The 26,433-nt window shown below is 46.4% G+C and carries 23 protein-coding genes; 8 read left to right on the top strand and 15 right to left on the bottom strand.

The window, feature by feature from the left end; genetic code table 11:
• The first annotated feature begins 21 nt into the window (after positions 1–21).
• From ACYVE4_RS20100 to ACYVE4_RS20090, 3 genes are all read left to right on the top strand, one after another.
• Positions 22–2,352, top strand: a complete 2,331-nt coding sequence (locus tag ACYVE4_RS20100) for a glycoside hydrolase family 3 protein (RefSeq protein WP_461042006.1) — start codon at positions 22–24, stop codon at positions 2,350–2,352.
• An 86-nt stretch (positions 2,353–2,438) separates the two neighbouring features.
• On the top strand, positions 2,439–2,954 hold the full coding sequence (locus tag ACYVE4_RS20095) for a PEGA domain-containing protein (RefSeq protein WP_461042005.1): 516 nt from the start codon (positions 2,439–2,441) through the stop codon (positions 2,952–2,954).
• Positions 2,955–3,041: 87 nt separating this feature from the next.
• Positions 3,042–4,940 carry a sensor histidine kinase gene (locus ACYVE4_RS20090; RefSeq protein WP_461042004.1) on the top strand — a complete coding sequence of 633 codons (1,899 nt, stop codon included), beginning with the start codon at positions 3,042–3,044 and terminating at the stop codon, positions 4,938–4,940.
• A gap of 19 nt (positions 4,941–4,959) precedes the next feature.
• Here the strand turns inward: ACYVE4_RS20090 and ACYVE4_RS20085 are convergent, their stop codons facing one another.
• The 3 genes from ACYVE4_RS20085 to fmt all read right to left on the bottom strand — a co-directional run bounded on the left by ACYVE4_RS20085 (position 4,960) and on the right by fmt (position 7,507).
• Entirely contained in the window at positions 4,960–5,454 is a 495-nt protein-coding gene (locus ACYVE4_RS20085; RefSeq protein WP_461042003.1) for a dihydrofolate reductase, read from the bottom strand.
• A gap of 80 nt (positions 5,455–5,534) precedes the next feature.
• On the bottom strand, positions 5,535–6,521 hold the full coding sequence (locus ACYVE4_RS20080) for a polysaccharide deacetylase family protein (RefSeq protein WP_461042002.1): 987 nt from the start codon (positions 6,519–6,521) through the stop codon (positions 5,535–5,537).
• A gap of 62 nt (positions 6,522–6,583) precedes the next feature.
• Positions 6,584–7,507, bottom strand: a complete 924-nt coding sequence (gene fmt / locus ACYVE4_RS20075; RefSeq protein ID WP_461042001.1) for a methionyl-tRNA formyltransferase — start codon at positions 7,505–7,507, stop codon at positions 6,584–6,586.
• A 301-nt stretch (positions 7,508–7,808) separates the two neighbouring features.
• Between fmt and greA the strand changes: the two genes are divergently transcribed.
• Both greA and ACYVE4_RS20065 read left to right on the top strand, forming a co-directional pair.
• Positions 7,809–8,282, top strand: coding sequence for a transcription elongation factor GreA (greA, locus tag ACYVE4_RS20070; RefSeq protein ID WP_461042000.1), 474 nt, complete (start codon positions 7,809–7,811; stop codon positions 8,280–8,282).
• An 81-nt stretch (positions 8,283–8,363) separates the two neighbouring features.
• Positions 8,364–8,753, top strand: a complete 390-nt coding sequence (locus ACYVE4_RS20065) for an HIT family protein (RefSeq protein ID WP_461042144.1) — start codon at positions 8,364–8,366, stop codon at positions 8,751–8,753.
• Positions 8,754–8,920: 167 nt separating this feature from the next.
• On the opposite strand, the gene ACYVE4_RS20060 is transcribed toward ACYVE4_RS20065, so the two are convergent.
• The 5 genes from ACYVE4_RS20060 to ACYVE4_RS20040 form a co-directional block, all read right to left on the bottom strand.
• On the bottom strand, positions 8,921–9,703 hold the full coding sequence (locus tag ACYVE4_RS20060) for an alpha/beta hydrolase (RefSeq protein WP_461042143.1): 783 nt from the start codon (positions 9,701–9,703) through the stop codon (positions 8,921–8,923).
• Between the two features lie 212 nt (positions 9,704–9,915).
• Entirely contained in the window at positions 9,916–10,668 is a 753-nt protein-coding gene (locus tag ACYVE4_RS20055) for a hypothetical protein (RefSeq protein ID WP_461041999.1), read from the bottom strand.
• A 136-nt stretch (positions 10,669–10,804) separates the two neighbouring features.
• A complete protein-coding gene (locus tag ACYVE4_RS20050; RefSeq protein WP_461041998.1) occupies positions 10,805–12,310 on the bottom strand; it encodes a tagaturonate reductase in 1,506 nt (501 codons plus the stop codon).
• A gap of 233 nt (positions 12,311–12,543) precedes the next feature.
• A complete protein-coding gene (locus ACYVE4_RS20045) occupies positions 12,544–13,536 on the bottom strand; it encodes a PfkB family carbohydrate kinase (protein ID WP_461041997.1) in 993 nt (330 codons plus the stop codon).
• Between the two features lie 9 nt (positions 13,537–13,545).
• Positions 13,546–14,907, bottom strand: coding sequence for an MFS transporter (locus ACYVE4_RS20040; RefSeq protein WP_461041996.1), 1,362 nt, complete (start codon positions 14,905–14,907; stop codon positions 13,546–13,548).
• Between the two features lie 156 nt (positions 14,908–15,063).
• Here ACYVE4_RS20040 and uxuA point away from each other — a divergent pair, with 156 nt between their 5' ends.
• Positions 15,064–16,242, top strand: coding sequence for a mannonate dehydratase (uxuA, locus tag ACYVE4_RS20035; protein WP_461041995.1), 1,179 nt, complete (start codon positions 15,064–15,066; stop codon positions 16,240–16,242).
• 288 nt (positions 16,243–16,530) lie between these two features.
• Here the strand turns inward: uxuA and ACYVE4_RS20030 are convergent, their stop codons facing one another.
• From ACYVE4_RS20030 to ACYVE4_RS20020, 3 genes are all read right to left on the bottom strand, one after another.
• Complete coding sequence (locus ACYVE4_RS20030; protein WP_461041994.1) at positions 16,531–17,808, bottom strand: metal-dependent hydrolase family protein; 1,278 nt, start codon at positions 17,806–17,808, stop codon at positions 16,531–16,533.
• A gap of 78 nt (positions 17,809–17,886) precedes the next feature.
• The gene (locus ACYVE4_RS20025; protein ID WP_461041993.1) at positions 17,887–18,318 is read right to left on the bottom strand and encodes a hypothetical protein; all 432 of its coding nucleotides are present in this window, start codon (positions 18,316–18,318) and stop codon (positions 17,887–17,889) included.
• 60 nt (positions 18,319–18,378) lie between these two features.
• The gene (locus ACYVE4_RS20020) at positions 18,379–18,834 is read right to left on the bottom strand and encodes a DUF4920 domain-containing protein (RefSeq protein ID WP_461041992.1); all 456 of its coding nucleotides are present in this window, start codon (positions 18,832–18,834) and stop codon (positions 18,379–18,381) included.
• Between the two features lie 168 nt (positions 18,835–19,002).
• Here ACYVE4_RS20020 and ACYVE4_RS20015 point away from each other — a divergent pair, with 168 nt between their 5' ends.
• Both ACYVE4_RS20015 and ACYVE4_RS20010 read left to right on the top strand, forming a co-directional pair.
• A complete protein-coding gene (locus ACYVE4_RS20015; RefSeq protein ID WP_461041991.1) occupies positions 19,003–19,359 on the top strand; it encodes an endonuclease domain-containing protein in 357 nt (118 codons plus the stop codon).
• A gap of 56 nt (positions 19,360–19,415) precedes the next feature.
• Positions 19,416–19,943: a DinB family protein gene (locus ACYVE4_RS20010; RefSeq protein ID WP_461041990.1), complete on the top strand. Its 528-nt coding sequence runs from the start codon at positions 19,416–19,418 to the stop codon at positions 19,941–19,943.
• Between the two features lie 189 nt (positions 19,944–20,132).
• On the opposite strand, the gene ACYVE4_RS20005 is transcribed toward ACYVE4_RS20010, so the two are convergent.
• The 4 genes from ACYVE4_RS20005 to ACYVE4_RS19990 form a co-directional block, all read right to left on the bottom strand.
• Positions 20,133–21,209: an aminotransferase class V-fold PLP-dependent enzyme gene (locus tag ACYVE4_RS20005; protein WP_461041989.1), complete on the bottom strand. Its 1,077-nt coding sequence runs from the start codon at positions 21,207–21,209 to the stop codon at positions 20,133–20,135.
• Between the two features lie 12 nt (positions 21,210–21,221).
• Complete coding sequence (locus ACYVE4_RS20000) at positions 21,222–23,153, bottom strand: hypothetical protein (RefSeq protein WP_461041988.1); 1,932 nt, start codon at positions 23,151–23,153, stop codon at positions 21,222–21,224.
• A gap of 100 nt (positions 23,154–23,253) precedes the next feature.
• Positions 23,254–25,158 (bottom strand): phosphoglycerate dehydrogenase, encoded by a 1,905-nt coding sequence (gene serA / locus ACYVE4_RS19995; protein WP_461041987.1) that lies wholly within the window; start codon positions 25,156–25,158, stop codon positions 23,254–23,256.
• A 108-nt stretch (positions 25,159–25,266) separates the two neighbouring features.
• Positions 25,267–26,277 carry a YheT family hydrolase gene (locus tag ACYVE4_RS19990; protein WP_461042142.1) on the bottom strand — a complete coding sequence of 337 codons (1,011 nt, stop codon included), beginning with the start codon at positions 26,275–26,277 and terminating at the stop codon, positions 25,267–25,269.
• Between the last annotated feature and the right edge of the window lie 156 nt (positions 26,278–26,433).

Genomic DNA, 26,433 nt, shown 5'->3' with positions numbered 1-26,433 from the left:
TAACCTACAACTATGAGAAAAATGAACGTTCAAATTGGCGTATTCGCGCTCCTTTTTACGTCAACAGCGTTTGGCCAGAACTGGACCGAGACGAAAATTGGGAACTGGACGAAAGTCATGAATAAAGGAGGTCAAACGCTTGGCTACTCGGCTGGTTCGAGCGTAAAATTGCTGACCGACAAAGGTTTCGCTTTTAAAGATTTGAATAAAAACGGTAAGCTTGATACGTACGAAGATTGGCGCCTTCCGGTCGATGAACGAGCAAAAGATTTGGCGTCGAAAATGACCGTCGATCAAATTGCCGGGCTGATGCTTTATAGCAAACACCAACCCATACCGGCAGCAGCGGGCGGTCCGTTTGCGGGTACGTATGGCGGAAAAATATTTGCCCAAAGTGGTGCTAGAGTGTCGGATTTGTCTGATCAGCAGAAAGAGTTTTTGACGAAAGATAACGTGCGGCATGTACTCATCACTTCTGTTCAAAGTCCGGAAGCCGCTGCCGAATGGAATAATAACGCGCAAGGTTTGGTTGAAGGACTTGGCCTCGGTATTCCGATCAACAGCAGTTCTGATCCCCGGCATGGGACTCGGGCCGATGCTGAATTCAATGCGGGAGCCGGTGGCGCTATTTCGATGTGGCCCGGTTCTCTGGGGTTAGCAGCAACGTTTAATCCTGATCTTGTAAAACGTTTTGGACAAATTGCCGCTACCGAATATCGGTCGTTGGGTATTGCCACGGCGCTCTCCCCACAAGTTGATCTGGCGACTGACCCGCGCTGGAATCGCGTGAGTGGTACATTTGGCGAAGACCCTAAATTGGCGACGGATATGGCTCGTGCGTATGTTGATGGTTTTCAGACCTCAACAGGCGCTACCGAAATTACGGGTGGATGGGGCTATCACAGTGTGAACGCGATGGTGAAGCACTGGCCGGGTGGCGGCTCAGGCGAAGGAGGCCGGGATGCGCACTATGGCTACGGGAAATACGCTGTATATCCGGGTAAGAATTTCGAGACGCATTTCCTGCCCTTTATCAATGGCGCTTTCAAGTTGTCAGGTAAAACTGCAATGGCATCAGCAGTAATGCCATACTATACCATTTCCTACGGTCAGGATAAAAAGTATGGTGAAAATGTGGGTAATAGTTACAATAAATACATTATTCACGACCTGCTCCGAACGAAATATAAGTACGATGGTGTGGTATGTACCGATTGGCTAATTACAGCCGACGAAACAGCCGTTGATATTTTTCTTACAGGAAAATCATGGGGAGTTGAGAAACTGTCAGTTGCGCAACGGCACTATAAAATCCTGATGAATGGCGTAGATCAGTTTGGGGGTAATAATGAATCAGGTCCGGTGATCGAAGCTTATAAAATGGGTGTAAAAGAACATGGTGAAACGGCTATGCGCGCCCGATTTGAACAGTCGGCAGTACGGTTGCTGCGTAATATTTTCCGTACGGGGTTGTTCGAAAATCCATATCTCGATCCACAAGTTTCGCAGAAGTCAGTTGGGACGCCTGAGTTTATGAAAGCGGGGTATCAGGCTCAGCTGGAATCCGTTGTGATGTTGAAGAATAAGGCCAAAGTGTTGCCACTTACGAAGGGTAAAACTGTCTACATTCCCAAGCGATTTACCCCGGCCGGCCGGAATTTTTTGGGTATGGATATCCCTGAAAAACTGGAGTATCCAGTTAACCTGGACATCGTTAAAAAGTATTTTAAAGTGACTGACAATCCAGCCGAAGCCGACTATGCGCTAGTGTTCATGCGGAGTCCGGATTCGGGTGGGGGTTACAGCAGTGCCGACGCCAAAGCGGGAGGTACAGGTTACGTGCCAGTCAGTTTACAATATGGTGATTATACTGCACAGGAAACGCGTGATCCGAGTATAGCCGGTGGCGATCCGATGGAAAAATTCACGAACCGGACCTATAATGGCAAAACAGCCAAAACCATCAATACAACCGACCTGAATATGGTTAAGGAAACGTTCGCACAAATGAAAGGGAAACCAGTTATAGTAGCCCTGAACATGGCAAATCCAACGGTTGTCAGTGAGTTTGAAAAGGAATCAAATGCAATTCTGGCGCATTTTGGCGTGCAGGATCAGGCCTTGATGGATCTATTTACGGGGGCTCACGAACCATCAGCCTTACTACCAATGCAGATGCCTGCCACTATGAAAGCCGTTGAAACGCAAGCTGAAGATGTTCCGCGCGACATGAAATGCTACGTTGACTCAGAGGGTCATACGTATGATTTTGGGTATGGCTTAAATTGGAAAGGCGTTATTCAGGATTCCCGCACAGCGAAGTATAAACAGGGTGTATTAAGTCTTAAGTAATTTCGTAACCAGATCGGCAGGAAGTTGGACTTTGTGGGAATAAGTTATAAACTTGCTTCATAACTAAAGATAGTATCTTACTCGTTATGAAATTCTCGCAAACCCGATTCCTGCCGATTGCTTTGGCGAGCTTAATTCTGTTAGAAAGCTGCGCCAGTTCGACGGTCATTCAGTCGAATCCGACTGGAGCTAAATTGTATCTGAATAACTCTCTGGTCGGCACAACACCCTACCGACATACGGATACCAAAATCGTGGGCACTACAACCGAAGTGCGATTAGAAAAAGAAGGATATCGGCCCTTGTTGACAAATTTTGCCCGGAACGAACAGGCCGATGTTGGCGCGATCATTGGTGGTGTTTTTCTTCTGTTTCCATTTCTATGGACGATGAAATACAATCCTAATCGAACGTTCGAACTTTTACCAGCCACAGGAACTGAACCATCTGGTAACCTGACTATGCCACTGGCGAACGATGCAGTGGCACCAGCGTCGAAAGCTACGCAACTGCGCGAACTCAAAAAGTTGCTGGACGATGGGATTCTGACCAAAGAAGAATACGAAAAAGAAAAGAAGAAAATCCTCGATACCGATCGTTGATGAAATCGCATAAATGACGTGATGTCGGTTTCTAAAATCGACTTAGGGAGGTTTATAAAAACGTAGTTAATTGGCCACCCCATGAGTATGAGGGAGTTTTTTCGTGCTGGTCGCATCGTTATTCTTACGCTGGTTTTTACCGCGATCACATCGTCACTATGGGCGCAGGTTATCGTGTTCGATAGTTCAGCCGTCAGCCGATCGCAAGCAGAACAGGAGATTGGCCGACTGAAATCTGCGCTCAGACGACAACCTAATTCTGTTCAGGAAGCGGATACACTGCTTAATAGGGCTCGTAAGCTTGGGTATATTCCTGGCCAGGTAATAGCATTATGCCATTTGGTAGGAATCTATTTACAAGAACAGCAGACGCAGCAGGCTGACGCATTGATAGAGGAAGCGAGTCAACTATCGAAGCAAATTCATGATACTAGAGAAGCGGGCTGGGCAATGGCGATGGTTGGCCGGATGCAGGGCAGCAATGCCCGCAAAAATCCAACATTTACCAATGCACTGATGCCCGTTCTGGAGTCATTAAATGTGACGATGACTTCTAACGTATTGGCAAAACGGAAAGAACCCAATTCCTTGCCCGTCGAAGTAATTATTCCAAAGGAGCGACGCGTAACGGATAGGCGATCTTTTCCAGCCAATCCATCGGAATACATTAACAATATTCCCATCCCCAATTACGACCCAGCCATTCACACTCGTTTCCGTATAAAACCTGATTTTGTTGATCGGTGGCTCGATACGCTGATTCGATCGGGAACGAAAAATACGAAAGTCGTTCGTCAGCTTACCGAGCGAAAAAAACTTCGGGATTCAACTCAGGTGTTGAGTAAAGCGTTTGCGAAAGCAGGAAATTATGCAGAGGCATATAAATATTATTTGCAATACACGGCCTATAAAGACAGCCTGACCGCCGAAGCAACCAGCCGCCGACTGGCTTCGCTGTCTTACAAGCAGAATTTGCTCAGGAAAGAAGCGCAAATTCAATTGTTGACGAAGGATCGCCAGCTTCGGGATCAGGAAGCGCACAAGCAGCGGCAGTATGTGTTTTTGATGATTGGCTGCATTGTGCTTTTAACAGGTTTTGCCATCGTTCTGAGCCGAAATAATCGAGCCAAACAATTGGCAAACAAACAGTTAAATGACCAAAAAGAAGCGCTTCAGGCAACATTAGCTCAGCTGAAAACTACTCAAAATCAACTAATTCACGCTGAAAAAATGGCTTCGCTCGGCGAACTGACAGCAGGGATTGCCCATGAGATTCAGAATCCACTGAATTTTGTCAATAATTTTTCTGAAGTCAGTACGGAGTTAGTTGCTGAACTAATTGAAACCCGTCAATTAACGGAGCGTGACGAGGAGCTGGAGAATGAACTGCTAGACGATGTACAGCTGAATCTACAAAAGATAAAACAGCATGGTCACCGAGCGGCCAGCATCGTCAAAGGTATGCTGGAACACGCTCGGCCGAGTAGCGGACAGAAAGAAAAAGCGGATCTAAACGCCCTGATTGATGAATACTTTAAACTGGCTTACCACGGCATTCGGGCTAAGGATAAGACGTTTGAAGCCAGGATGATTACCGAACTAGACCCTACTCTGGCGCAGATAACCATCGTACCGCAGGAAATCGGACAAGTGCTACTGAATGTCTTCAATAATGCCTTTTATGCGGTCCAGAAACGCCAGCAAAGCAGTCCTGATAATTTTCAACCGGAAGTTACGGTGAAAACAAAGAAGGGGGCGAATCGGATCAAAATAATCATTCGTGATAATGGAATCGGCGTGCCGGATTCGATAAAACTGAAGATTTTTCAACCGTTTTTTACGACCAAACCAACCGGTCAGGGCACGGGTTTAGGTCTTTCGTTAAGCTACGACATCATCACAAAAGGCCATAATGGGACCTTTACCCTGGTCAGTAAAGAAAACGAATACACGGAGGCCGTAATAACTTTACCAATAGGCGCTTAACACCCTTGAACGACTAAAATCACGATTTTCGACTGTATTCCACAAAATCAAAAGCAACCGCGTGGCGCTCATCGGCAGAGTGAGGTCGGCGGCTAACTTCCTGCCATTCGCTTTTGTTGAAAGCTGGAAAATACGCGTCACCCTCGTAGGCCTGATGAATTTCGGTCAGATATAGCGTGGTAGCTACCGGCATGGCCATTTTATAGATTTCGCCCCCGCCAATCACGAAAATTTCGTCCTGATTAATGGATTTAGCTTTCGTGATGGCCTCGTCCAATGTATTGACAACAGTAACCCCATCTGCCTGAAAATCAGGATTACGGGTAATGACGATATTAGTCCGATTCGGTAATGGTTTGCCAAGGGCTTCCAGCGATTTACGGCCCATGATAATCGGGTGATGACTCGTTTTTCGTTTGAAAAATCCAAAATCGTCGGGCAAATGCCATGGCATGTCGTTATCCCGACCAATCACTCCATTTTCTGCTACAGCAGCAATAAGGCTTATTTTCATAATTTAATGATAGCATGATTGAGTGATAGAATGATTGAATAGCGCATACAGAGTATTCAATCATTCTATCACTCAATCATTCATAATTTTTTACGTCGTTCCATTAACTCTCGCCAAGTCGTGACGATAATTCCTTCTTTATCTATGTAGGCTTTCAGGGCTGGGTCCATCATGCCCAGCATATCACCTTTGCGACTTTGCCCTGAACTGCTGATGTGTTCAAAAGCTGGCGTTGGGGCGGTACAGTGCATGATAATATACGTCAGGCCGGGTTGTGCGGAATTCAACAACTCGATGAACTTTTCTGTTTTGAATTTCTGTAAAGCTTCGTCAGAAGCGCCAGCAGGTAAGTTGCTGCTGGTTATAGAACCGTCCAGGTCATCCAGAACAGGTAAGCCTGCAGCCCACAACTGCTTTCCAACCTGTTTTGCTACCTGTTGCATGGCTGCCGCTATTTTGTTGGTTTTAACAATCAGTGTCGCATGCCCGCCCGGAAACAGAATAGGGACTTTTTCCTGTATCGCTACTTTGACATAGCGTTCAAGGAATTTAGGTTCAAACAGCGTTCCCATATGCGAATCCATGTGCGTAGGTTGCAGCCCGTACGACCGGTAAAGAGCTAATTGCGCCCGAACTTCCGCTTCGACTTCATCCGCTGATGCATGCGCTACTACTTCCGCAACGGAAGGCCAGAGATTCCCCTGGCTATCATATAAGCCGGGGGTTTTTTCTCGGCCTAATAAAGCCGACCAGCGGTAATTCTTCCACTCGGAAGTAAGTGTTAAGTGAACACCCGCATCGACGTTCGGATGTTTTTTGAGGTACTCGAAGAAATGCGGAACCCAACCGCAAGGCATCATAATACTTGTTGAACTAGCAATTCCTTTATCGATCGCATTGATGGTACCGATATTCGAATCGTAGCTCATTCCCGCATCATCGACGTGGAAAATAACCACTTTTTTACCTTTCGGAAAGCCGAGTTTTTCGGCATACGTTTCGGTTTGAGCCTGGGTAGAAATGGAACCAGTCACGGCAAGAAATAAGCAAAGTAGAAAGCGTTTCATGAATGGTATCGAGTTTAGAATAAAGCAAAATCGTGTTAATCGGTTTGATCAAAAAATCAGGTTCAGAGCTTATTCCCCCGCAAAAACTCCTCGGCGGTCATGCGCCGTTTGCCTTCGGCCTGGAGTGAATCGATTTGGAGCCAACCGTCAGCCGCACGTATCAGAATTGTTTTTTTATTATCGCTGTAAGCCTGACCAATTTCGGCGGCAAATGGTGAGTCATTCGCCAGCGAAACGTCATAAATTTTAAACACTTTTCCGTTGATCAGCGTCCAGGCCGAGGGGTAGGGCGACAAACCTCGTATAAAATTACGAATCGCAAGTGCCGACTGGTTCCAGTTAATTTCGGTGGTTTCACGACTGAGTTTTGGAGCGGGTTTTAGATCGTCGGCTGCGGGTTGCGGAGTGCGTGAATATTCACCAGCTTCAATAGCCTGAACCGTTTTAAGCACCAGATTCGCTCCTCGTTCCATTAATCGGTCGTGGAGTGTTCCGGCGGTATCATTAGGGTAAATTGGTTCGTGATCCTGAAAAATCATCTGACCTGTATCGATCTCTTTTTCAATAAAAAACGTAGTGACGCCCGTTTCGGCCTCGCCATTAATGATAGCCCAGTTGATAGGCGCAGCTCCACGATATTGAGGTAAGAGTGATCCGTGTAAATTGAAGGTGCCTATGGTTGGCATCGCCCAAACCACTTCAGGCAACATACGAAACGCAACCACAACCTGTAAGTCAGCTTTGTAACTCGCTAATTCATTTAGGAAAGCTGGGTCGCGGAGTTTTTCAGGTTGTAAAACGGGTAAGTTGGCGGCTTCGGCCGCTTTCTTAACAGGTGAGGGAGTTAACTGTAATCCTCGTCCGGAGGGGCGATCTGGAGCCGTTACAACAGCCACTACCTGACAACCTGCACCCAGTAGCCGATGTAGACTGGCAACGGCAAAATCGGGCGTACCCATAAAAATAATTCGAAGTGAAGTTGGCATGAATCAGTAAATCAGTTTTTAGGGGAGCAATGGATTATGTGTTGATATAGCCGGGAAGTATTCGTAATTTTGTTCCACTGAATGCGTTGCTCCGGACGCGTTGCAGCAGGACGAGATTGATTGATAGCCTATGCGACAAACAATTTTTTATAAGTCTGAACCGTTAGCTTCGGAAACCCGGCGGCTACCCTGACGAGTCTGCAAAGAAAACCAATTTGGTTGCAGAACGGTCAGTGTACCGTTCTTTTTGTTTTTACGGAGCAGAATCAACCAATATGAATAACGAGTAAGTACACATATTATGGGAAAAATTTCATACTATACCGAAGAAGGGCTCAACCGGCTGAAAGCTGAATTGAATGAGTTAAAAACCAAAGGCCGGGCTGCGATTGCCCGTCAAATTGCAGAAGCCCGCGACAAAGGTGATTTGAGCGAAAATGCGGAATATGATGCCGCCAAAGATGCTCAGGGGCTGCATGAACTAAAAATATCGAAACTGGAAGAAGTACTATCGAATGCCCGTATTCTGGATGAATCGACCATTGATGTATCTCAGGTATCTGTTTTATCGAAGGTAAAGATCAAGAATAAGAAAAACGGCACAGAAGTGACCTATACATTGGTATCGGAGGAAGAAGCGGACTTGAAAGCCGGTCGGATTTCGGTAAATTCCCCTATTGGAAAAGGATTGTTGGGTAAACGAGCTGGCGATATCGCCGAAATTAAAGTACCCGCTGGCGTACTTGAATTCGAAGTAATTGAAATTGGACGCTAGCTTTTATGGTGATGAGAGATGAACGATAACCGCTCCGGCGGCCCGGTTATCGTTCATCTCTCATCGTTTTTCACTACCTCTATGCCTTCTATTTTCTCCCGAATTGTGGCTGGTGAAATCCCAGCCCATAAGATTGCGGAAACCGACGATTTTCTGGCGTTTCTGGATATTATGCCCACCGCAACAGGCCATACGCTGGTTATTCCGAAGAAAGAAGTGGATTACATTTTCGATCTGGATGATAAGCTATACGACGGGCTTATGGCGTTTGCGAAGAAAATTGCCCCCGCTATTGAAAAAGCAGTGCCTTGCCAGCGTATTGGGGTAGCGGTTGTTGGATTGGAAGTGCCGCATGCACACGTCCATCTAATTCCGCTTAATTCGATGGCCGATATGAATTTCAATAACAAGCTGAAACCTACTCAGGAAGAACTAGGGGCGACGGCGGCAAAAATTCGACATTATCTGTAAGCTTTGCAGCTAATGTATGCCTAAAACGAAAGTTATGCCGAATAGACGATCCGGCATAACTAACGATCCACCTCATCGCTGTCCTATAAATACCCTTATCAAAGTTCGTTTCTTTTCGATCGAGAAGTCAAGGAGGAAAAGACCCTATTGGCAATAGTATTTTTCCCCTAATTTTTTACCGGGAGCGAGCCATTTTCCAGCAACACTTTCTGAAAGAATAACAGTTGAAAAGGTAGCGCATTGCCCCAATATTCCCAGGTATGTGCACCGGGCCTTTCTGTATAGTCATGGGGTGTTTTATTGGCGACCAATTGCTGATGTAAATCCCGATTCCCTTCAATCAAAAAATCATCGACACCAACATCAAAAATTAAGGCAAGATTAGCAGCCTTTACCTGGTCGGCCATCGTGACAAGCGTATAACCGGGATAGGGTGTTTGCGGATCTTTGGGCGGGCCAAGCAGACGAGCGAAATTCTGTGATCGCGATTGCGCAAAATCCGGTTCAACTTTCCAGCTAGCCGTATTGATATTCAGTACACCACTCATACTACCCGCAGCACAATACAGATCAGGATGACGAGTAGCAATAAAAAGAGCACCATGCCCGCCCATCGACAGGCCCGCAATGATACGTCCTTTGCGATCTTGACTAGTGCGATACGTTGACTCTATTTTCTGGCGAAGTTCCGTAGCAATAAAGGTTTCAAACTGACTGGTTTTATCGATTGGACTATCATAATAGTAACTAAGGGGAGCTACACCTGGTGTAACGATAATTAGATTATACTGGTCAGCGAGTCGATGCAGCAGCGTTTTGTCGGGGACTTTAGTTAGCCAATCCCGAAAACTCCCACCTCCACCGTGTAGAAGGTACAGGACTGGGTAAACGCTTTTACCTTTCTGGTAAGTAGAGGGGAGTATCACCGCAGCTCGTAGGGTTTGCTTCATTCCAGCACTGGGAACATCCAACGTATCAACTTTCGCAGCTAACAGCGAAGTTGATGGAGTAAGCCAACCGATGAGGCAGAGTAGTTTTAAAAATTTCACGAGGCAGCAAGAAATAGAATGAGTGAATGAATTGTATGGCTAAAATAGCCCTTGACCTCTTATTTACAGGTATGTACTATAAAGTGTCTCTATAGATTATAGCTCGTCAATTATTAATTTCCTCCCGAAACAAGCAAGGCAACCGAGGCTATCCCTATTAAAATAAGCCAGGAAAGCCAGAAACGCCGACCATCCCGCCGACGTTCCTCAGTTGTCATATCCCGTCGTCGTTTGGGCGATCGTTGAAAGGCTTTGCTAAAAAAGTAGATCGAGCCCGCCAGGCCACCCAGCCCCAGGTAGAAGGTTAATAGCGCCAGGAAACCATATCCAGAACAAAGAATACTACAGGATAAACCCGCAAGGACGTAAGCAACCGCTATTCCGACAACGCCGAGGAGAATGTATAAACCACGTGGACTGGATTCTTTTGCGGCTGAAGGGTTGTCTACCTTCGTTGTTGAGCGATTCGCAAGTCGAACGGAATCTGTTCTGGAAAGGGAATCACCAACAATCGTGATACGACGACCACCCAGAGCATTTGTTGACGAATGAGTGGTTTGAACGCGTTGATTCCAGATACCACCTAACAGGCAGAATAGAAGGAAATTACTTGAAAAAGCCAGAAAAGTCCACCGCCGGACCTGGCTGTAATGAGCTGATTGGTTAATTTGATGTAGGTGTGGTCGGATCGAAAAGATCAGACCGATCAGCACTAATATACAGATGTACAATCCTGTAAGCGGTGATTGATTCAATAACGTAGATCCTAAAAGTACACCACTGAATCCGTTAATTATCTCGCCAAGAATGATCAGAGAAATGGCAATACCAACATGACGACTGGCCCAATAGGAAAGTAATTTCATACAATGTGAATTAGGGATGAGTCTGGAAAGGGAATACAAAATGGCTGACAAATTTCCCTAAACAACAGACCCAGCTAAAAAATGTTTAGCCGGGTCTGAGAATAGTACCAAAAATGTAAGTTCTTTAACGGATTGATCAGTTAAGGGATTTTTCCAGAGTTTTTTCTACACCGATAGAAAGCATTGAGATTAGATCTGCTGAAACGGCCTCCGCGAAACCTGGTAGAGTGCTCAGATCCGTTTGCCAGAGCGTTTTATCGGATAATACGCTTAGCACAAAGGCCTGAATTGTTGCGGCCGAATTTGGCTTTACCGTTTTCCAGTCGCCGTAGAAATAACCAGCTTTGTCGTCGCGGATCGGATAAGTAACGATGCCGCCATTAACCGCAATTTCGCCATAAAATTGGCCACCTTCTTCACGAACCGCTTTCATGAACAGCAGGTAAGCGGCAAATCCTAAAGCTGCCATTTTAGGAACAGCATTAAATTTCTCGTAATAGCGTTGCAAGGTAGCAACATTACGGGCCTGCATTTTGGCCGTTTCCTGAAGCGAAATATTCAGCAGTAAATGGTCGAGGTTTGGATTGCGGAATCGGTCGAGTACATCGTTCGCAAATTCCAGAACAGCCGCTTTGTCCATCCCCGGAATGCCATAATCCGGAACGGTCGGAACAATTTCATCCAGCATCAACGATTCAATGAATTTACTCATCAACGGATGCTGCATTTCGTCGGCCACTGTTTCCAGACCTAATAAATAGCCCAGCGGCATCGTGAGTGAATGACTACCGTTCAGAACCCGTAGCTTACGCTCCCGATAAAAGTTGATGTCTTCGTCGATGATAATTTGCGGAGTATTTCCATCGGCAAAAGTGAGTGTTTCCTTCACCCGATCATCGCCCTCAATGGCCCAGAGGTGGTAAGGTTCCGTAAATGTCAATAAGCCATCTTCATACCCCACTTCCTGTTGCAGTGCCTGTTGGGCTTCGTCCGTAGGTCGCGTTACGATTCTGTCGACCAGTGAATTGCAAAACCGAACGTGGAATTTAAGCCATTTCATGAACAGTTTACCTAACTCATTAAATTGAGCCAGCTTTTCAACGGCCTCCCGAAGTTTCAGACCATTGTCGGTAACCAGTTCGGTTGGAATAACGACCAATCCTTTCGCTTTGGAGCCTCCTACGCTGCGGAATCGTTCGTATAGAAACGCCGTTAGTTTCGCCGGGAACGAGTGCGGAGGTTGTTGGAAAATACTTTCCTCTACGTAATTCAGTCCAACTTCGGTCGTGTTTGAAATAATGATCTGAAGTTTCGGATTTCGGGCTAGCATCAACACATCTTTCCATTGTGTTTGGGCTGCCAACACCCGACTTACGGCTGAAACAATAGTCGTCTCTGCCACTTCTTTCCCTTGCTGTATACCCCGGACCGCTACGGTGTATAAATTATCCTGTGTCGAAAACTCATCGGTGTTACTATCCGTCGATTTAACAACGACTATTGAACCATTAAACCGTCCTTCGGCATTTGCTTTATGCACTAAATAGTCGGGTAATCCACGTAAGAGGACGCCCGTGCCGAATTGAAGAATTTTTTCCGGAAAAACAGGAGCGGGATGTATTGAACGGGTTAGTTTAGCCATGGTTGAATGGGTGGCAACCTTCTCTGCGGTCATCAGTTAAAGACTTGTTTACTGTTATCGAAACGTGAAATATAGGCCCAGATAGTGATAATTTGGCAATATTACGAACTACTTGGCTAATCAGTGCTTTGATTTTATCAAACGTCAGCTTCTATTTCAGCGCTTTTTCCTTTTAAAATAGACGCACAATACTGATACTACCTGCCTCTATCAATTAATTGCTAGTAATTCATTTATCGTTTCAATTTACCTGAACTATCCCCATTCGCTAGTGTTTCAACTTCGGCCAGTGTCGCCAGATTAACATCGCCTGCTATGGTATGTTTTAGGGCTGAAGCAGCCGCCCCAAATTCAACAGCCCGCTGTAAGTCATTAAACTTCAGTAAGCCATAAATCAAACCAGCCATGTAGGCATCTCCCGTACCAATGCGATCTGTGATAGACTTTATATCGTAGAGTCTTGATTTCTGGACCGTCTCTCCGTCGAATAGCTTGGCCGATAACTGATTATGCGATGCACTAATTGAGTTACGCTTCGTATCGGTAATGTACCGAATGTTGGGGAAACGCTTCATCATGGCCCTGCCTGCTTCCTGAAAGGTACTGCCCACTACGCCATACAGATCGGAAAAAAGTCCTTTGCTTCCCAAAACGAGCGTACAGCCTTCTGTTAATGCAGGCATGATTTCCTGCGGCCGACGGCCATATTGCCAGAGGTTACTACGATAAACAATGTCGCTGGAGACGGGAACACCCAGTCGGTTAGCGGTCTGGATACCTTGGAGCAACGTATCGGCGGCACCCTGCGAGAGAGCTGGAGTAATGCCCGTCCAGTGAAACCAGCTGGCGCCCTGCAAAATCGACTCCCAATCAATATCATCGGGTTTTATCCGTGAAAACGCCGAATCGACCCGGTCGTAAATAATCTGGCTGGCTCGACTTCCGGCACCCGTTTCCAGAAAATAGAGTCCCAGACGTCCGTCGCCGTATTTTATATATTGGGTATTGACATCAAACTGGCGAAGGTAGCCCGCAGCAGCGCGGCCCAAGGCATGGTCTGGAAACCGGCTAACGTGGTTTGCTTGTAAACCGAGTTGCGCCAGGGATACCGCTACATTGGCTTCTGTTCCACCAAAATGCATGGTTAACGAATCTGTCTGTACAAACCGCCCAACACCCGGCGGACTGAGCCGGAGCATTACTTCACCAAATGTGATAATTTTCATTTGCTTTACTTATAATCGACTGCCAACTAACCAATGAGCACTCTTCTCTAATTCTTCTGCTTTGACGGGCTCTAATTTCGGCAATATTAAATGAATCAACACCAAAGCGATCAGATAGGAACAACTGGCAATGATAAACATGGGAAGATAGCCGAAGGCCGTGATAATCCGACCTGCCAGCAAGCCCAGCAAAATACCACCTACTGATCCAAACATACCGCCAATGCCCGTTACGGATGCCACAACATTTTTTGGAAACAGATCCGATGCGAAGGTGTACATATTCGCCGACCAACCCTGGTGTGCAGCCGTAGCCAACGAAAGCAAACCGATCGCTACCGTAATACTACTGGTTTGGGCGGCAAAGAAAATAGGTACGACGCAGATAGCACATATCAACAGGGTGGTTTTTCGAGCCTTATTTGCCGACCAGCCCCAACTCATTAACTGCGTACTGAGCCAACCGAAAAAGATACTGCCCGCATCGGAAACGACGTAGATAATCAGGAAAGGAATACCAAAACTTTTCAGATCGAGCTTTTGGTCGAAAGCATCATTTGAGTTGAAAAAGTCTGGAAGCCAGGAAATATAGAACCACCAGATCGGATCGGCCATAAATTTACCAACGGCAAAAGCCCAGGTTTGTTTATATCCCAGCAATTGCCCCCAGGATACTTTAACCGGAACCTCTTTGTCATTATCACTACGAATATAAGCCATTTCGCTCGCCGAAAGGGACGGGTTTCGCTCTGGTTTACTGTACGTAATCCACCATAAAAACAGAAGCCCAAACCCAAGTAATCCTGTAACCAGAAACGTACTACGCCAGCCAAAATCCAGAATCAGGTAAGGCACCATAAAGGCCGTCAGAATGATACCGACGTTTGTGCCGGCATTGAAAAGCCCACTGGCAAACGATCGTTCGCTTTTAGGAAACCACTCCGATACGGTTTTGATGGCCGAAGGAAAATTAGCTGATTCACCCAGACCCAAAAAAGCTCGCGTCCATCGAAGGCCAGCCATATTATTGACGAAGGCCGTTAACACCCCGGCTATACTCCACACAACAATTCCAAGAGCAAAGCCACGCTTCGTTCCAATACGATCGATCAACCAGCCAACCAGCAGAAAGCCAATAGCATACGCAAACTTGAAAGCGGCATCAATATCGCCGTATTCTATTTTGAATCGGTCAGTAGCTTCTTTAGTTAGAATTGCATTGGGGGCCAAGTCCAGCATTTCTTTCCGAAACAGATCGTCGGTCATGGTAAACGATAACACTTGCCGATCGATGTAATTGATAGTCGTTGCCAAAAACAGCAAAGCAACAATGCGCCAGCGAAAGCGACCCGAAGTGGTTGGCGTTTGCAAAACAATAGTAGAAATTTGGGGAGAAAAGCAGAAATAACTGCTTATTTACCTAAAAATTAGTGATGAGTGATAAACGATAAACAATAAGTGATGAGTGGCTGACGCAAAAACAACACTCTCATCGTTCATCACTCATCGTTTATCACTACCTATTTTATGCTTGAGCAAACCTGGCGATGGTTCGGTCCAAACGACCCTGTATCGCTTAATGATGTCCGACAGGCAGGAGCTACCGGAATTGTAACGGCCCTGCATCATATTCCGAATGGCGAAGTGTGGCCAGTTGAGGAAATTATAAGCCGTAAATCGCTTATCGAGTCAAATCATCTGACATGGTCAGTTGTTGAAAGTATTCCGGTACACGAGGGTATCAAAACCCGTTCAGGCGATTATTTACGGTACATCGAAAACTACAAGGAGTCGATTGTTAACCTGGCAGAAGCGGGTATCGATACGGTTTGCTACAACTTTATGCCTGTTCTCGACTGGACACGCACGGATCTCGATTTTCCCATGCCCGATGGTTCGACAGGGCTAAGGTTTGATGCAACGGAATTTGCTGCTTTTGAATTATATATTCTGCAACGGCCCGGAGCCGAATATCTTTATAATGATGAGCAGAAACGACTGGCGAAAGCAAAGCTGGACAGTATGACCGATAGCCAGCTGCAACGCCTTACCCGCACGATCATCGCGGGTTTGCCCGGTTCAGAAGAAAGCTACACAGTTGAACGGTTTCGGGATGCGCTCGCTGCCTATAAGGACATTAGTGATCGTGAACTTCGGCAGAATCTGTATTCGTTCCTGCGTGAAATTGTTCCTGTAGCAGAATCGGTTGGTGTACGATTGTCGATTCATCCCGATGATCCGCCGTATCCGATCTTAGGGTTACCTCGCGTAGTGAGTACCGAAGCTGATGCAAAAGCACTACTGGCAGCTGCTGCTTCGCCCGCTAATGGAATCTGTTTTTGTACAGGATCATATGGAGTTCGGGCTGATAACGATCTGGCTGGTATGGCTGAACGGTTAGGGCCGAATATTCACTTTATCCACCTCCGCAGCACGCAGCGGGATGCTGATGGAAGCTTTCAGGAAGCAAATCACCTCGAAGGTGATGTGCCGATGCCCGGCGTTATGCGGGCTTTATTGGCTGAACAGAAACGCCGACAGGATGAAGGTAGGCAGGATTTTCGAATGCCTTTCCGCCCCGATCATGGCCATCGAATGCTCGATGATCTGACTTCCGGTAAGCGTACAAATCCAGGCTATACCGCCATCGGCCGATTGCGTGGACTCGCCGAATTACGCGGACTCATGCTTGGGTTGACAAGCTAATAGATAGCAGTCAGTAGTCGCAAGATCAGTCACTAAGCGGCTACTGACTGATGACTATTTTCCTATCTTGCCGTCGTAAAATCGTTTGATTATTGGCTGTTTACAAAATCCCGCAATGTCTGGATCGCCGAATCGAATAAAGAGTGGCTTATTCAGGATTGGGGTCAGTCGGTGGGGAGCATGGCTGGTTGCCAGTTCATTCCGAGTGATCTAGTACCGATAAAAAATAAACAAGTCGATAGGCAGGGCCGTCAATTTCTGATGACTACTAACTATCGACTGTTAACTCTACTGTTTATACACCTTCCCGTCTTTCATGACGAATTTGACCGCCTGAAGGGTTTTGATATTCTGAATCGGGTTTTCGTCAACGGCAATAATATCGGCCAATTTACCGGCCTCAATCGAACCAATCTGGGTATCCATACCCAATAGTTTAGCATTGTTTACTAAAGCTGATTTGACGGCCTCCACGGCTGGCATTCCCGCTTCAACCATATATTCGAATTCTTTGGCGTTATAGCCGTGGATGAAAACGCCCGCATCCGTTCCAAAGGCAATTTTTACGCCCGCTTTATAGGCTTTAGCAAACGTCGCCTGAATTTTCGGACCAATCGCTAAGGCTTTTGGCGTTACCAAAGCGGTGTAATACCCAAAGTGTTTAGCGGAATCAGCAACGGTTTTTCCTGCAATGATAGTCGGAACATAATACGTACCGTGCTTTTTGAACAGCTCAATGGTTTCATCGTCCATATACGTGCCGTGCTCAATGGTCTGTACACCCGCCCGAATGGCTCGTTTCATTCCTTCGGCACCATGCGCATGGGCGGCTACGGCGAATCCGTAATCTTTGGCCGCGTCGACAATTGCTTTCGCTTCCTCCTCCGTAAACTGCGGGCCAGAGCCGTCTTTGGCATTACTCAAAACACCTCCGGTAGCTGTAATTTTAATCAGGTCAGAACCGTCTTTATAACGTTGCCGAACGGCCTTTCGGGCATCGTCGGGGCCGTTGATAACACCATCTTCCGGGCCGGGGTCGCCCATCAAATCTTTGCGGTAGCCATTTGTTGGATCGGCGTGACCGCCTGTCGTTGCAATCGACTTGCCCGCTGTTAACACACGTGGCCCTTCCACCAAACCCGCATTGATAGCATTCCGAAGCGATACATTGATACCTGAACCACCCAGATCGCGAACAGTCGTAAAACCAGCCAATAAAGTTGTCTTGGCGAAACGGGCGGCCCGAAAAGCTACATCTGCCGGGTTGCTGGTAAATCCATCAATTGTCCCTCCACGACGGGTCTGGGTTTCCAGATGGACGTGCATATCGATCAAGCCGGGGAGTACCGTTTTTGATTTCATGTCCAGCGCCTTATCCTGACCCGATGCAGCTGTGTAGCCTTTCTGAACAGCCGTGATCTTGGCCCCTTCGACAACAATAGTCATTTGGGGTTGGACATTATTACTCACACCATCGAATAGATTGCCGCAGTGAATTAGCGTGCGTTGGGCAAATAGGGGAGATACCAGCAAAGAAAGGCCGGCCAATAGGTAAACTTTTTTCATAAAAGAAGTTGGTTGGGTACAAAAAAGGCTACAACATACCGTTGTAGCCTTCAAATTACAAAAAGACTGGAATAACTCTTACTGTTTCGTCACCTGAACGACAGCGGTTTGTGGCCGGTTGTCTGATGTAGTGCCTGGGTAAGGGTTCACTTCCCGCAGAATCACCTTATACGTTTGATTGCTTAATGTCACACTCGTTGAATCAGGACGTTTATTATTACTCGGTCCAGGGTCAGCGCCAAGGGCCAACCGAACTATGGTCGAATCCTGATCTTTCGACAGAAGTAGTTTGACTTTCGCCTGACCAGCCCAAACACAAACCACGTTAGCAGGGCAACGGCTATCCTGAATCGAATCGGCCCGGACGGTTACCTCAGAACCTAATCGGGCCGATTGATGAAGCCCAAGCGATACCTGATCAGTCGGAGTGGTATCGTTCGATTTGCAGGCGGAAAAAATTGTTATTCCAACGAAGAGTAAACCAGAAAGCTTTGTTGTTAACTGTGTCATAATGTAATCCTTTGTTTCTAGCATCGACTCCCGTACCAGAAAAAAGGTTGGAACGATTGGTTATCTTTTTACAATCACACCATCGGCCACAAAGGTCAGCGCTTTTTCTGGCTCCGTAATTTTCTCGATTTCTTCCTTCGATTTACCAGCGTCCTGCGCGTAGTGTTTCAGATCGGCTACAGGTGTAACGCTGGTTTCGGCAGTTCCTTCAACCACAACGGTTTTGCCAACAATGTCTTTCGGAACGAAAAAACCATAGTCTTTAAACGTGACCCGCATGGTTTGACCTTCGCTGGTTTTTAGTTTCATCCAGCAGCCTTTCACTTTGCAAACTGATTCTACGGTTCCTTCCACTTTGGCGGGCATTTGGGGTTTATCGCCCATTTTACTGGCTAATTGGGTAGCCGGAATTGCCCCGTTATCGGTAATTTTTTTGCCGTGGTAGCTGATTTCCTGTTGCGCAAAGGCGAGTAAAGAAGCGCTGGTCAACAGCACTGTTAGTAAGAAGCTTTTCATGAATGTTTTTTCTGTTAAACGAATAGGTAATTATTTATAATGATTCAAAAATACTAAATTCTGTGTATTCCCTCACCCCAACCCCTCTCCCAAAACGGGAGAGGGGCTTTTTTGTCTCGCCTTGTGGATTATTACCTACGTATCCGTCTACTGATAAATGGTAGATATATGAAACAACATTCGAGCACGCCGTCTATGAAGGAACTTCGTCGTGGACTTCGGCAAAATCAGACGGATGCTGAAATTGTGCTTTGGCAAGCGATACGTGCGCGGAAGTTAGCCAATGCAAAATTTCGTCGCCAGCACAGTTTTGGGTATTTTATTGTTGACTTTTATTGCTTTGAGCATAAATTAGTCATCGAGGTAGATGGTGCTGTTCATAATACACCCGAAGCAAAAATTAGCGATGCAGAGCGAGAAGCAGTATTATGTGATTTAGGCCTCACGGTAATGCGATTCAAGAATGATGACATACTGTACTCACTGACGAACGTACTTCAAAAAATTCGCGAAAATTTAACCTGAAAAACCTCCCTCTCCCAAAACGGGAGAGGGCCGGGGTGAGGGAAAATAAATCAACCATGCAAACCACCACAGAACCAACTATAAAACAACGCCTACTTTCTGACTGTCAGGCATTCATTGATCTAGCAAATGTGCTATCCGAAGATCAGTTTCGAGCAAATACATCAGATAAATGGTCGGTAGCAGAGGTCATGCAGCATTTGTATCTCTCGGCCCGGCCTGTGGCAAGACTAATGACTGGTCCAAGAGAAGTTATGATACAATGGGGAAGGGTAGAATCACCTACTCAAAACTACAACGAAGTTGCCTTAACGTACCAAAACGTATTGGGGAAAGGCCTGAAAGCACCCGCTATGGCGTCGCCCCGACCTGAAGATATGGCCGTTGAAAAACAGGTAATTATTGATCGATTTATAGGTGTTTATCAGGCATTGGATGATGCAATAAATAGCTGGTCGGAGGAGGAACTCGATGAATACAGTATGCCACATCCTGCATTGGGTAAATTGTCCGTTCGACAGATGCTGTTTTTTACCAGTATCCATACGCAACACCATTTTCGATTGCTACCAGCGTATAAATAAACGTTGTGTGTATATCTGTCAGAATCGTTGTGGCTAAATCGCAGAACGTACGTACATTGATTGTGATTAATTGAGTTATAGGTTTGATAATCAGTATTTTATTTACTAATATTAATTGGCTCTAGCCAAAACGCATCGAAAGGTCAACTCTTTCGATGCGTTTTGGCTAGGGAAATAGTTCAGGGATATCTACTTTTTCAACTGGTCAACCAGTGCCGAAACCTGCTCGGCCGACGTAGCCGGGAAATTGGCAATCCGAATCTGCGATTCTTTGAATTTGCCGTATCCACTACCTACCACCATATTAGCTGTTCTGGCTGCAGCAATAACTTCTGCCGAGGGCATTTTTGTGTTCGCCACCACAACGGTTTGCGACCGATGCCGCTCCTGCTTAACGAAGGGCTCATAGTACTCTGAGGCTTCCAGAAACTTGTAGATCATTTTGGCTTTTTCCTCGGTCTGTTTCCGAATCGTATCGATACCGATACGGTTGAAATCTTCCGCGATTTTTCCCAACAAATAAATGTACAAGACGTTCGGCGTAGCTGGCGTTTCGAAATCCTTGTAATGTTTCCAGAGAGTAGGCAGTGTATGATGCGCGCCAATCGTAATTGTTTCGGACTTCTGTAATCGTTCGGCTTTGGCTAAACAGGCTTCGCTGGCAATCCAGACGCCAAGACCGGCAGGCATGCCGAAGGCTTTCTGTACGGAAAAAAAAGCCGAATCAATGATGCTGAAATCCAGATCGGGGTAGGGGGCCGACGAAACCATATCGACGCAAAACAGCTTCTTTGGGTATTTGCGCTTAAGCTTATGAATTTCAGCTGTTTTCATTTGAACGCCTGAAGACGTTTCGTTATGCGCCAGACAAACAACTTCGGCATAATCGGCAACCTGAACGTCGGCCGCATCGAAACCTTCGCCAAAGGGCTTCTTCAGGATGTGAGCATGCTTGTGTAAGGCGTTGGCATAATCGTAAAATTTCTGTGAGAACGAGCCATTAACCAGATGATAGCTTTCATGCTCGACACAGTTTAGCAACATACGCTCCCATACCTCAGAGGCTGACCCAGTAAAGAAAATGCCATGCGTAGATGGTATAGTCAATAACGTCCGAAGTTGTTCGTCGGTGAACTTGTAAATCTCCCTGAACTGCTTACTGCGGTGCGAAATGGAACCAATTTGTTCATCTATAGCTGTTTGCAGATGTTTGTGAAAAGTTGGATACAGTTCAGCAGGACCGGGCGTAAAATACGTTTGGGGCATAATAATCAAAAATTAGGGATTGAGTGGGCAACCACACGGAAACCGAACAGACTTACCCAATTGGCGGTTCACCTTTTGGCGCATCGATTCTGGTTTGGGGATAAAAACAATTCTACCCGCCCCCGGTACTTCGGTTGCGGCTACAGGCTGACCCATGTGTTTATAAAAATCGTCAACGCAGGATTTGGGTAGCAAATCTAGGCAAAGATTAATTCCAGCGAAGTCATTGTATTGGTAAAATTGCTCGAAAAAGCGCCATTGATCGGCCGTTAAGCAAGTGGTCAATAACTTGGCTTCCCAAATACTGGTCGTATCGGGATGATTCAGTAAGGAGGGCCAGCCAGCCTCCACATACGGTTTTAGCTGAGACTCATGTAATCGACCAAAATAATGCCCTACCGTTTTTTTGCCATGAAAGCGCTGAAGCGCATAAAGCATATTTGTCCGGTTGAATAACGGGCATAGCCCCTCGGGAATGCCAATTGCATTGCCACCAACCAGACAGAATGGCCAATCTAAAATCGCTTCGCCAGGTTGTTGTTGTATCCGGGAAATATAAGAGTCGAACGAAGCCGGGTAATAGTATGGCATCTGCTCGTAGCGGACCCGATAAACGCTAACGACTTCTACCAAGCCAATCAGCACTAAGACCGCTATGAATGCCGGACGTATGCGCCCACTCCAGTGCAGGGCGAAAATGACCAGAATAACCGGATAGGTAACCGTGACACGGGAAGGAATTCGATTAAATCGATCCCAGGGGAAAATTTGCAGCGTTGGAACCTGAATCGGGTGATAGAGCGCGTGCAGTACACCAAAGATCAGAAAGGGTACATAGGCCCACCGGATCGGTTGCCGGGTTTTCCAAAAACCGAGCAGGCCTAAGGTCAGTAGAAACCAGCCCGCACTCCCCGCTCCAGGAACTTCAGGCATATCGTGTAAGTACGGTTGTAATGGATCAATAATGAGGTTGAATCCGGGCAGGTAAGGCATAAGTAGCCGAAGCGGGTGTACCCAACCGTGGCCGTTTGCAAACCGATTCTTAAAGACGAACGTACTGGTTTGCTGGACGACTTCGAGCAGCAAAGGCACATACAGTAAACTAAAAATAACGATCGCAACCAGAAGCAAAACAGCGGTGCGTGGATGTTGGAGTTCCAGCCGCCAGCTCCTAAATACCTGATTAATTTGCTTTGTCGGTTTCTCCGAACTGCGAAGCAATCGCCAGCTTACTATTCCGACTATAAACAACGCATTAAGCGTAAACGAACTTAATGCGTAACCCATTATATAACCTAAGTCCTGCCCCAGACAAAGCACCAGTAGCAGGGTTTTCAACAGTAAAAACCGTAAACTAACTGGCTCGCGCAACACGATGCGACGCGTTAGTAAGAAATCGGTGAGGATACTGAATACAGTCCAGTGGATCACCGCATAGGCAAAATGTCCGGGATATTTGTTGAGCGCGTAAAAGTTCAGAAAAGAAACAAAAAAGCCTGCTAATGCGGCTCTGAACACGCCATAATCTTTCCGAAGTAGGAAGTACGTTCCTGAACTGAGGAGGAACAGGCTTAGTAAATAATAGACGTTCAGCCAGGGGCCATTGCCGGCAGCGTGATACCAGATTGCATACCAGAAATTCTGTTCAAATGCCCATCCCTGAAAAACGTGATTGGTACCAAATGGATAAAAAGTCTGATTGTTTAGCCAATCCAGATGGGGTAATGGCCTAAACGACAGATTTTTAGCAACGTAGTACCCCATGTAATCCCATTGGTCGGTATCACCTGAGGGTATACTGGCAAGTGGACCGCTGAAGTTGCGAACAAAGAAAAATCCATACAGCAAGGCCAGTACGCCAAAAAAAGGAAGCACTATGCCTGCCGAAAACCAGCGGGCATAGCGCACTTCTGCTGAAGAAGGGATAAAGTAAAGATTCGTCATAAAAGAGGAGAAAGGTAAAAAAGAAGGTATGGGCAAAGGAAGAAGGGAATGGGCTGATCACCGAACTTTTCCCTTCTCCTCCTTTTTTCCTCGGCTCCTGTTAATACAGTAATCTAAACTTAATGGTATTGTCAATTTCCTTCAGTTCCTGAACCACTTCATCGGCATATTCTTTGCCAACATCGGTGATCACGTACCCAATTTGCTCGTTGGTTTTCAGATACTGACCGTGAATATTGATATGGTATTTGGCGAAAATGGTATTCATTTTGGCCAGAATGCCCGGTACATTGGCGTGAATATGCAGCAGCCGATGAGCACCTTTCAGCAAAGGAAGCTGAAGTTCGGGGAAGTTGACGCTACCATACGTACTGCCGTTGTTAATGTATTCGAGCAATTTGCCCGGTACAAAATTGCCAATATTTTCCTGCGCTTCTTCGGTACTACCGCCAATATGAGGGGTGAGAATCACATTCGGTATTTTGCGTAACGCGCTGACGAATTCTTCATTATTCGTTTTGGGCTCGTCTGGGAATACATCTACACCTGCCCCTGCCACTTTTCCACGTTCCAGCGCATCAACGAGTGCTGGAATATCGACAATGTGACCGCGTGAGAGATTCAGGAAAATTACCCCCGCTTTCATCAGTGAAAACTCACGGTAACTGATCAGGTTTTTGTTTTCCTTGCGTCCGTCAGTATGTAAACTGATAATGTCGGCAACGGCCAGCAGCTCATCCAGTGACTTACATTTGCGGGCATTCCCAAGCGCCAGTTTATCAACGACATCATAGAAATAAACCTCCATGCCCAAGGCTTCAGCGACTACGGACAATTGCGTGCCAATGTTGCCGTACCCAACCAGGCCGAGCTTTTTCCCGCGAACCTCAAAACTGTTTTTTGCCGATTTGTCCCAGCCCCCCAGGTGCATCAGGTTACTTTTCGGAACAACACTCCGAATCAGCATGATGATTTCGCCAATCGCCAACTCGACAACGGATCGGGTGTTGCTGTATGGTGCGTTGAAAACGGCAATCCCTTTTTGCGTACAGGCATCTAAATCGATCTGGTTTGTACCAATACAGAATGCGCCAATCGTCATCAATTTATTGGCATGTTCCAATACGCGGGGAGTTACATTTGTTTTCGACCGAATGCCGAGAATCGACACGTCGCGAATGGCCTCGATCAATTCATCTTCATCCAGCGCTCCTTTTCGGATTTCAACGTTAAATCCTTCCTGCTCAAAAAGCTGTACAGCAACAGGGTGTACATTTTCCAGTAAAAGAACCTTAATTCGGCTTTTAGGATACGACTGGCTGCGATTCAGATTATTATGATATAAAAATTCATCGAGCGAAGGAGCCACATAGTCCGCTTTTTCGACGACACGAGGACGCATGACGTTTTCAGTAAAGGCATAAAAACGATTGGCCAGTCCCGAAGCACGGATTTCATAGTCAGTATACCCATCGCCAATTACATAGACTTCACCATCCAGATTCAATTCTTTGATAACCTGAGATTTACCCCCATTAGCAGAGAGTGGGTTTTCGGCATCGAAACCTATGATAGCACCATCTCTGTCGAAGACAAATGTATTGGCGAAGACATTCGTCGAGCGAACGCCCAAAGACGTTACAATCGGTACGATAAACTCTTTGAATCCGTTTGATACGACGTAAATATTTTCCGCATTTTCGGTCAGAAACTCTTTGTTGCGCTGAAACGAATCGGAGATTTTACCCATCAGATTCTCGATCAGGGCAGGCAACTGATCGCGGTGCGCTTTAAGTAAGCCCAGCCGCAGATTGAGTGATTCGGTAAACGAAATTTCGCCCGACATTCCCCGGTCGGTGATGGTTTGAATTTGCTTCAATACATCGTCGCGGTCTGGCCGACCGATGAGTGAGATTTCGCCGAGCACGTCGAGGGCTTCGACTTTGGTAAACGTACTATCGAAATCGATGATGTAATACGTCTGTTCCAGTGGTTTGGTGAGCATAATTTACATTGGTTCAACATCCGCATCTTCCTGCGGTTCATTATCTAAAATCCGGTTACTAGTTTTTAAAGGGGCGGTAAACCGCTGTTTGTCGATGTTGCCTTTGTGTTACTCGTTTGTCAAAAATTCTACAGCCCGTTTTTCCGACCAATACGTACCCTGAAGAGTACTGTTTTTGTCGGGGAAACCGCAATGGCCGCCTTGCTCTGGAAACTCCATCCAGACGTTGGGTAGTTCCCGCGCTAACGCTTCCGGAAAACATTCGGGCGATAGAAACGGGTCATTTTTAGCGTTGATGATCAGTGTAGGTATTGCAATAGTTGGGATAAACTGGAGTGAACTACTACGCGTGTAATAGTCCAACGCATCCCGAAAACCATTCATTGGAGCTGTAAAGGAATTGTCGAACTCGCGAACATTACGCGCTTTTATAACGGCCTCAGTCGGAAAAACGCCAGGCATAACGGTTGCCTTTTGAAGCACTTTTCGTTTTAACGTCCGACTGAATCGATAATTGTAAACCAGACTATCCCACTGCTCAAGCCGTCGGGCTGAGCCCATTAGATCAAGTGGGACTGAGAAAACAACTCCCTTTTTAACGGCCGGATTAATGTCTTGTCCGCGTTCGCCCAGGTATTTCAGCGTTACATTTCCCCCTGCGCTAAAGCCCATCAAATAAACCGTCGAATAGCCTTTCGTGAGCGCATAATTTAGGACGAAGTGTAGATCTGTTGTTTCGCCAACGTGGTAAAATCGCTCTTGTCGATTCATTTCTCCACTGCACGAACGGTAATGCCATGCCAGACAATCAAACCCGTTTTTTGTTAAATGACGCACCATTCCCGCCAGATAGGGACTTGTTGAACTGCCCTCAAGACCATGGGAGAGAATAACTAACGATGAGTGATTATTCGCGTTAGCCAACTCATCACTTATCGTTCTTGGCTCATCATTAAAAAACGCCCAATCCAAATCCAGAAAATCATCGTCGGGGGTTTCGATTCGTTCGCGGACGTAGGAAACCGACACCTTGCGAAATAGCGAGGGAATAATGGTTTGCAAATGACCGTTCCACAATCGGGTGGGCGGCTCATAATTGGAAGAGGCAATCAGCGGCATTGCAGACGCGGGCGATTGAAGCCGCAAAGGTAGGGTTTTCCACTGCACGAAAAAAGGCTGGTCGTACGACGGCCAGCCTTTCCTATTGAATACAACCTGAATTGAAAAAAGCAATGATGGATGCTACCTGAGCAGCAAGTGAAACAAAATTGGTAA

This window comes from Spirosoma harenae, assembly GCF_054776975.1.
This window is presented reverse-complemented; position numbering and strand designations above follow the sequence as displayed.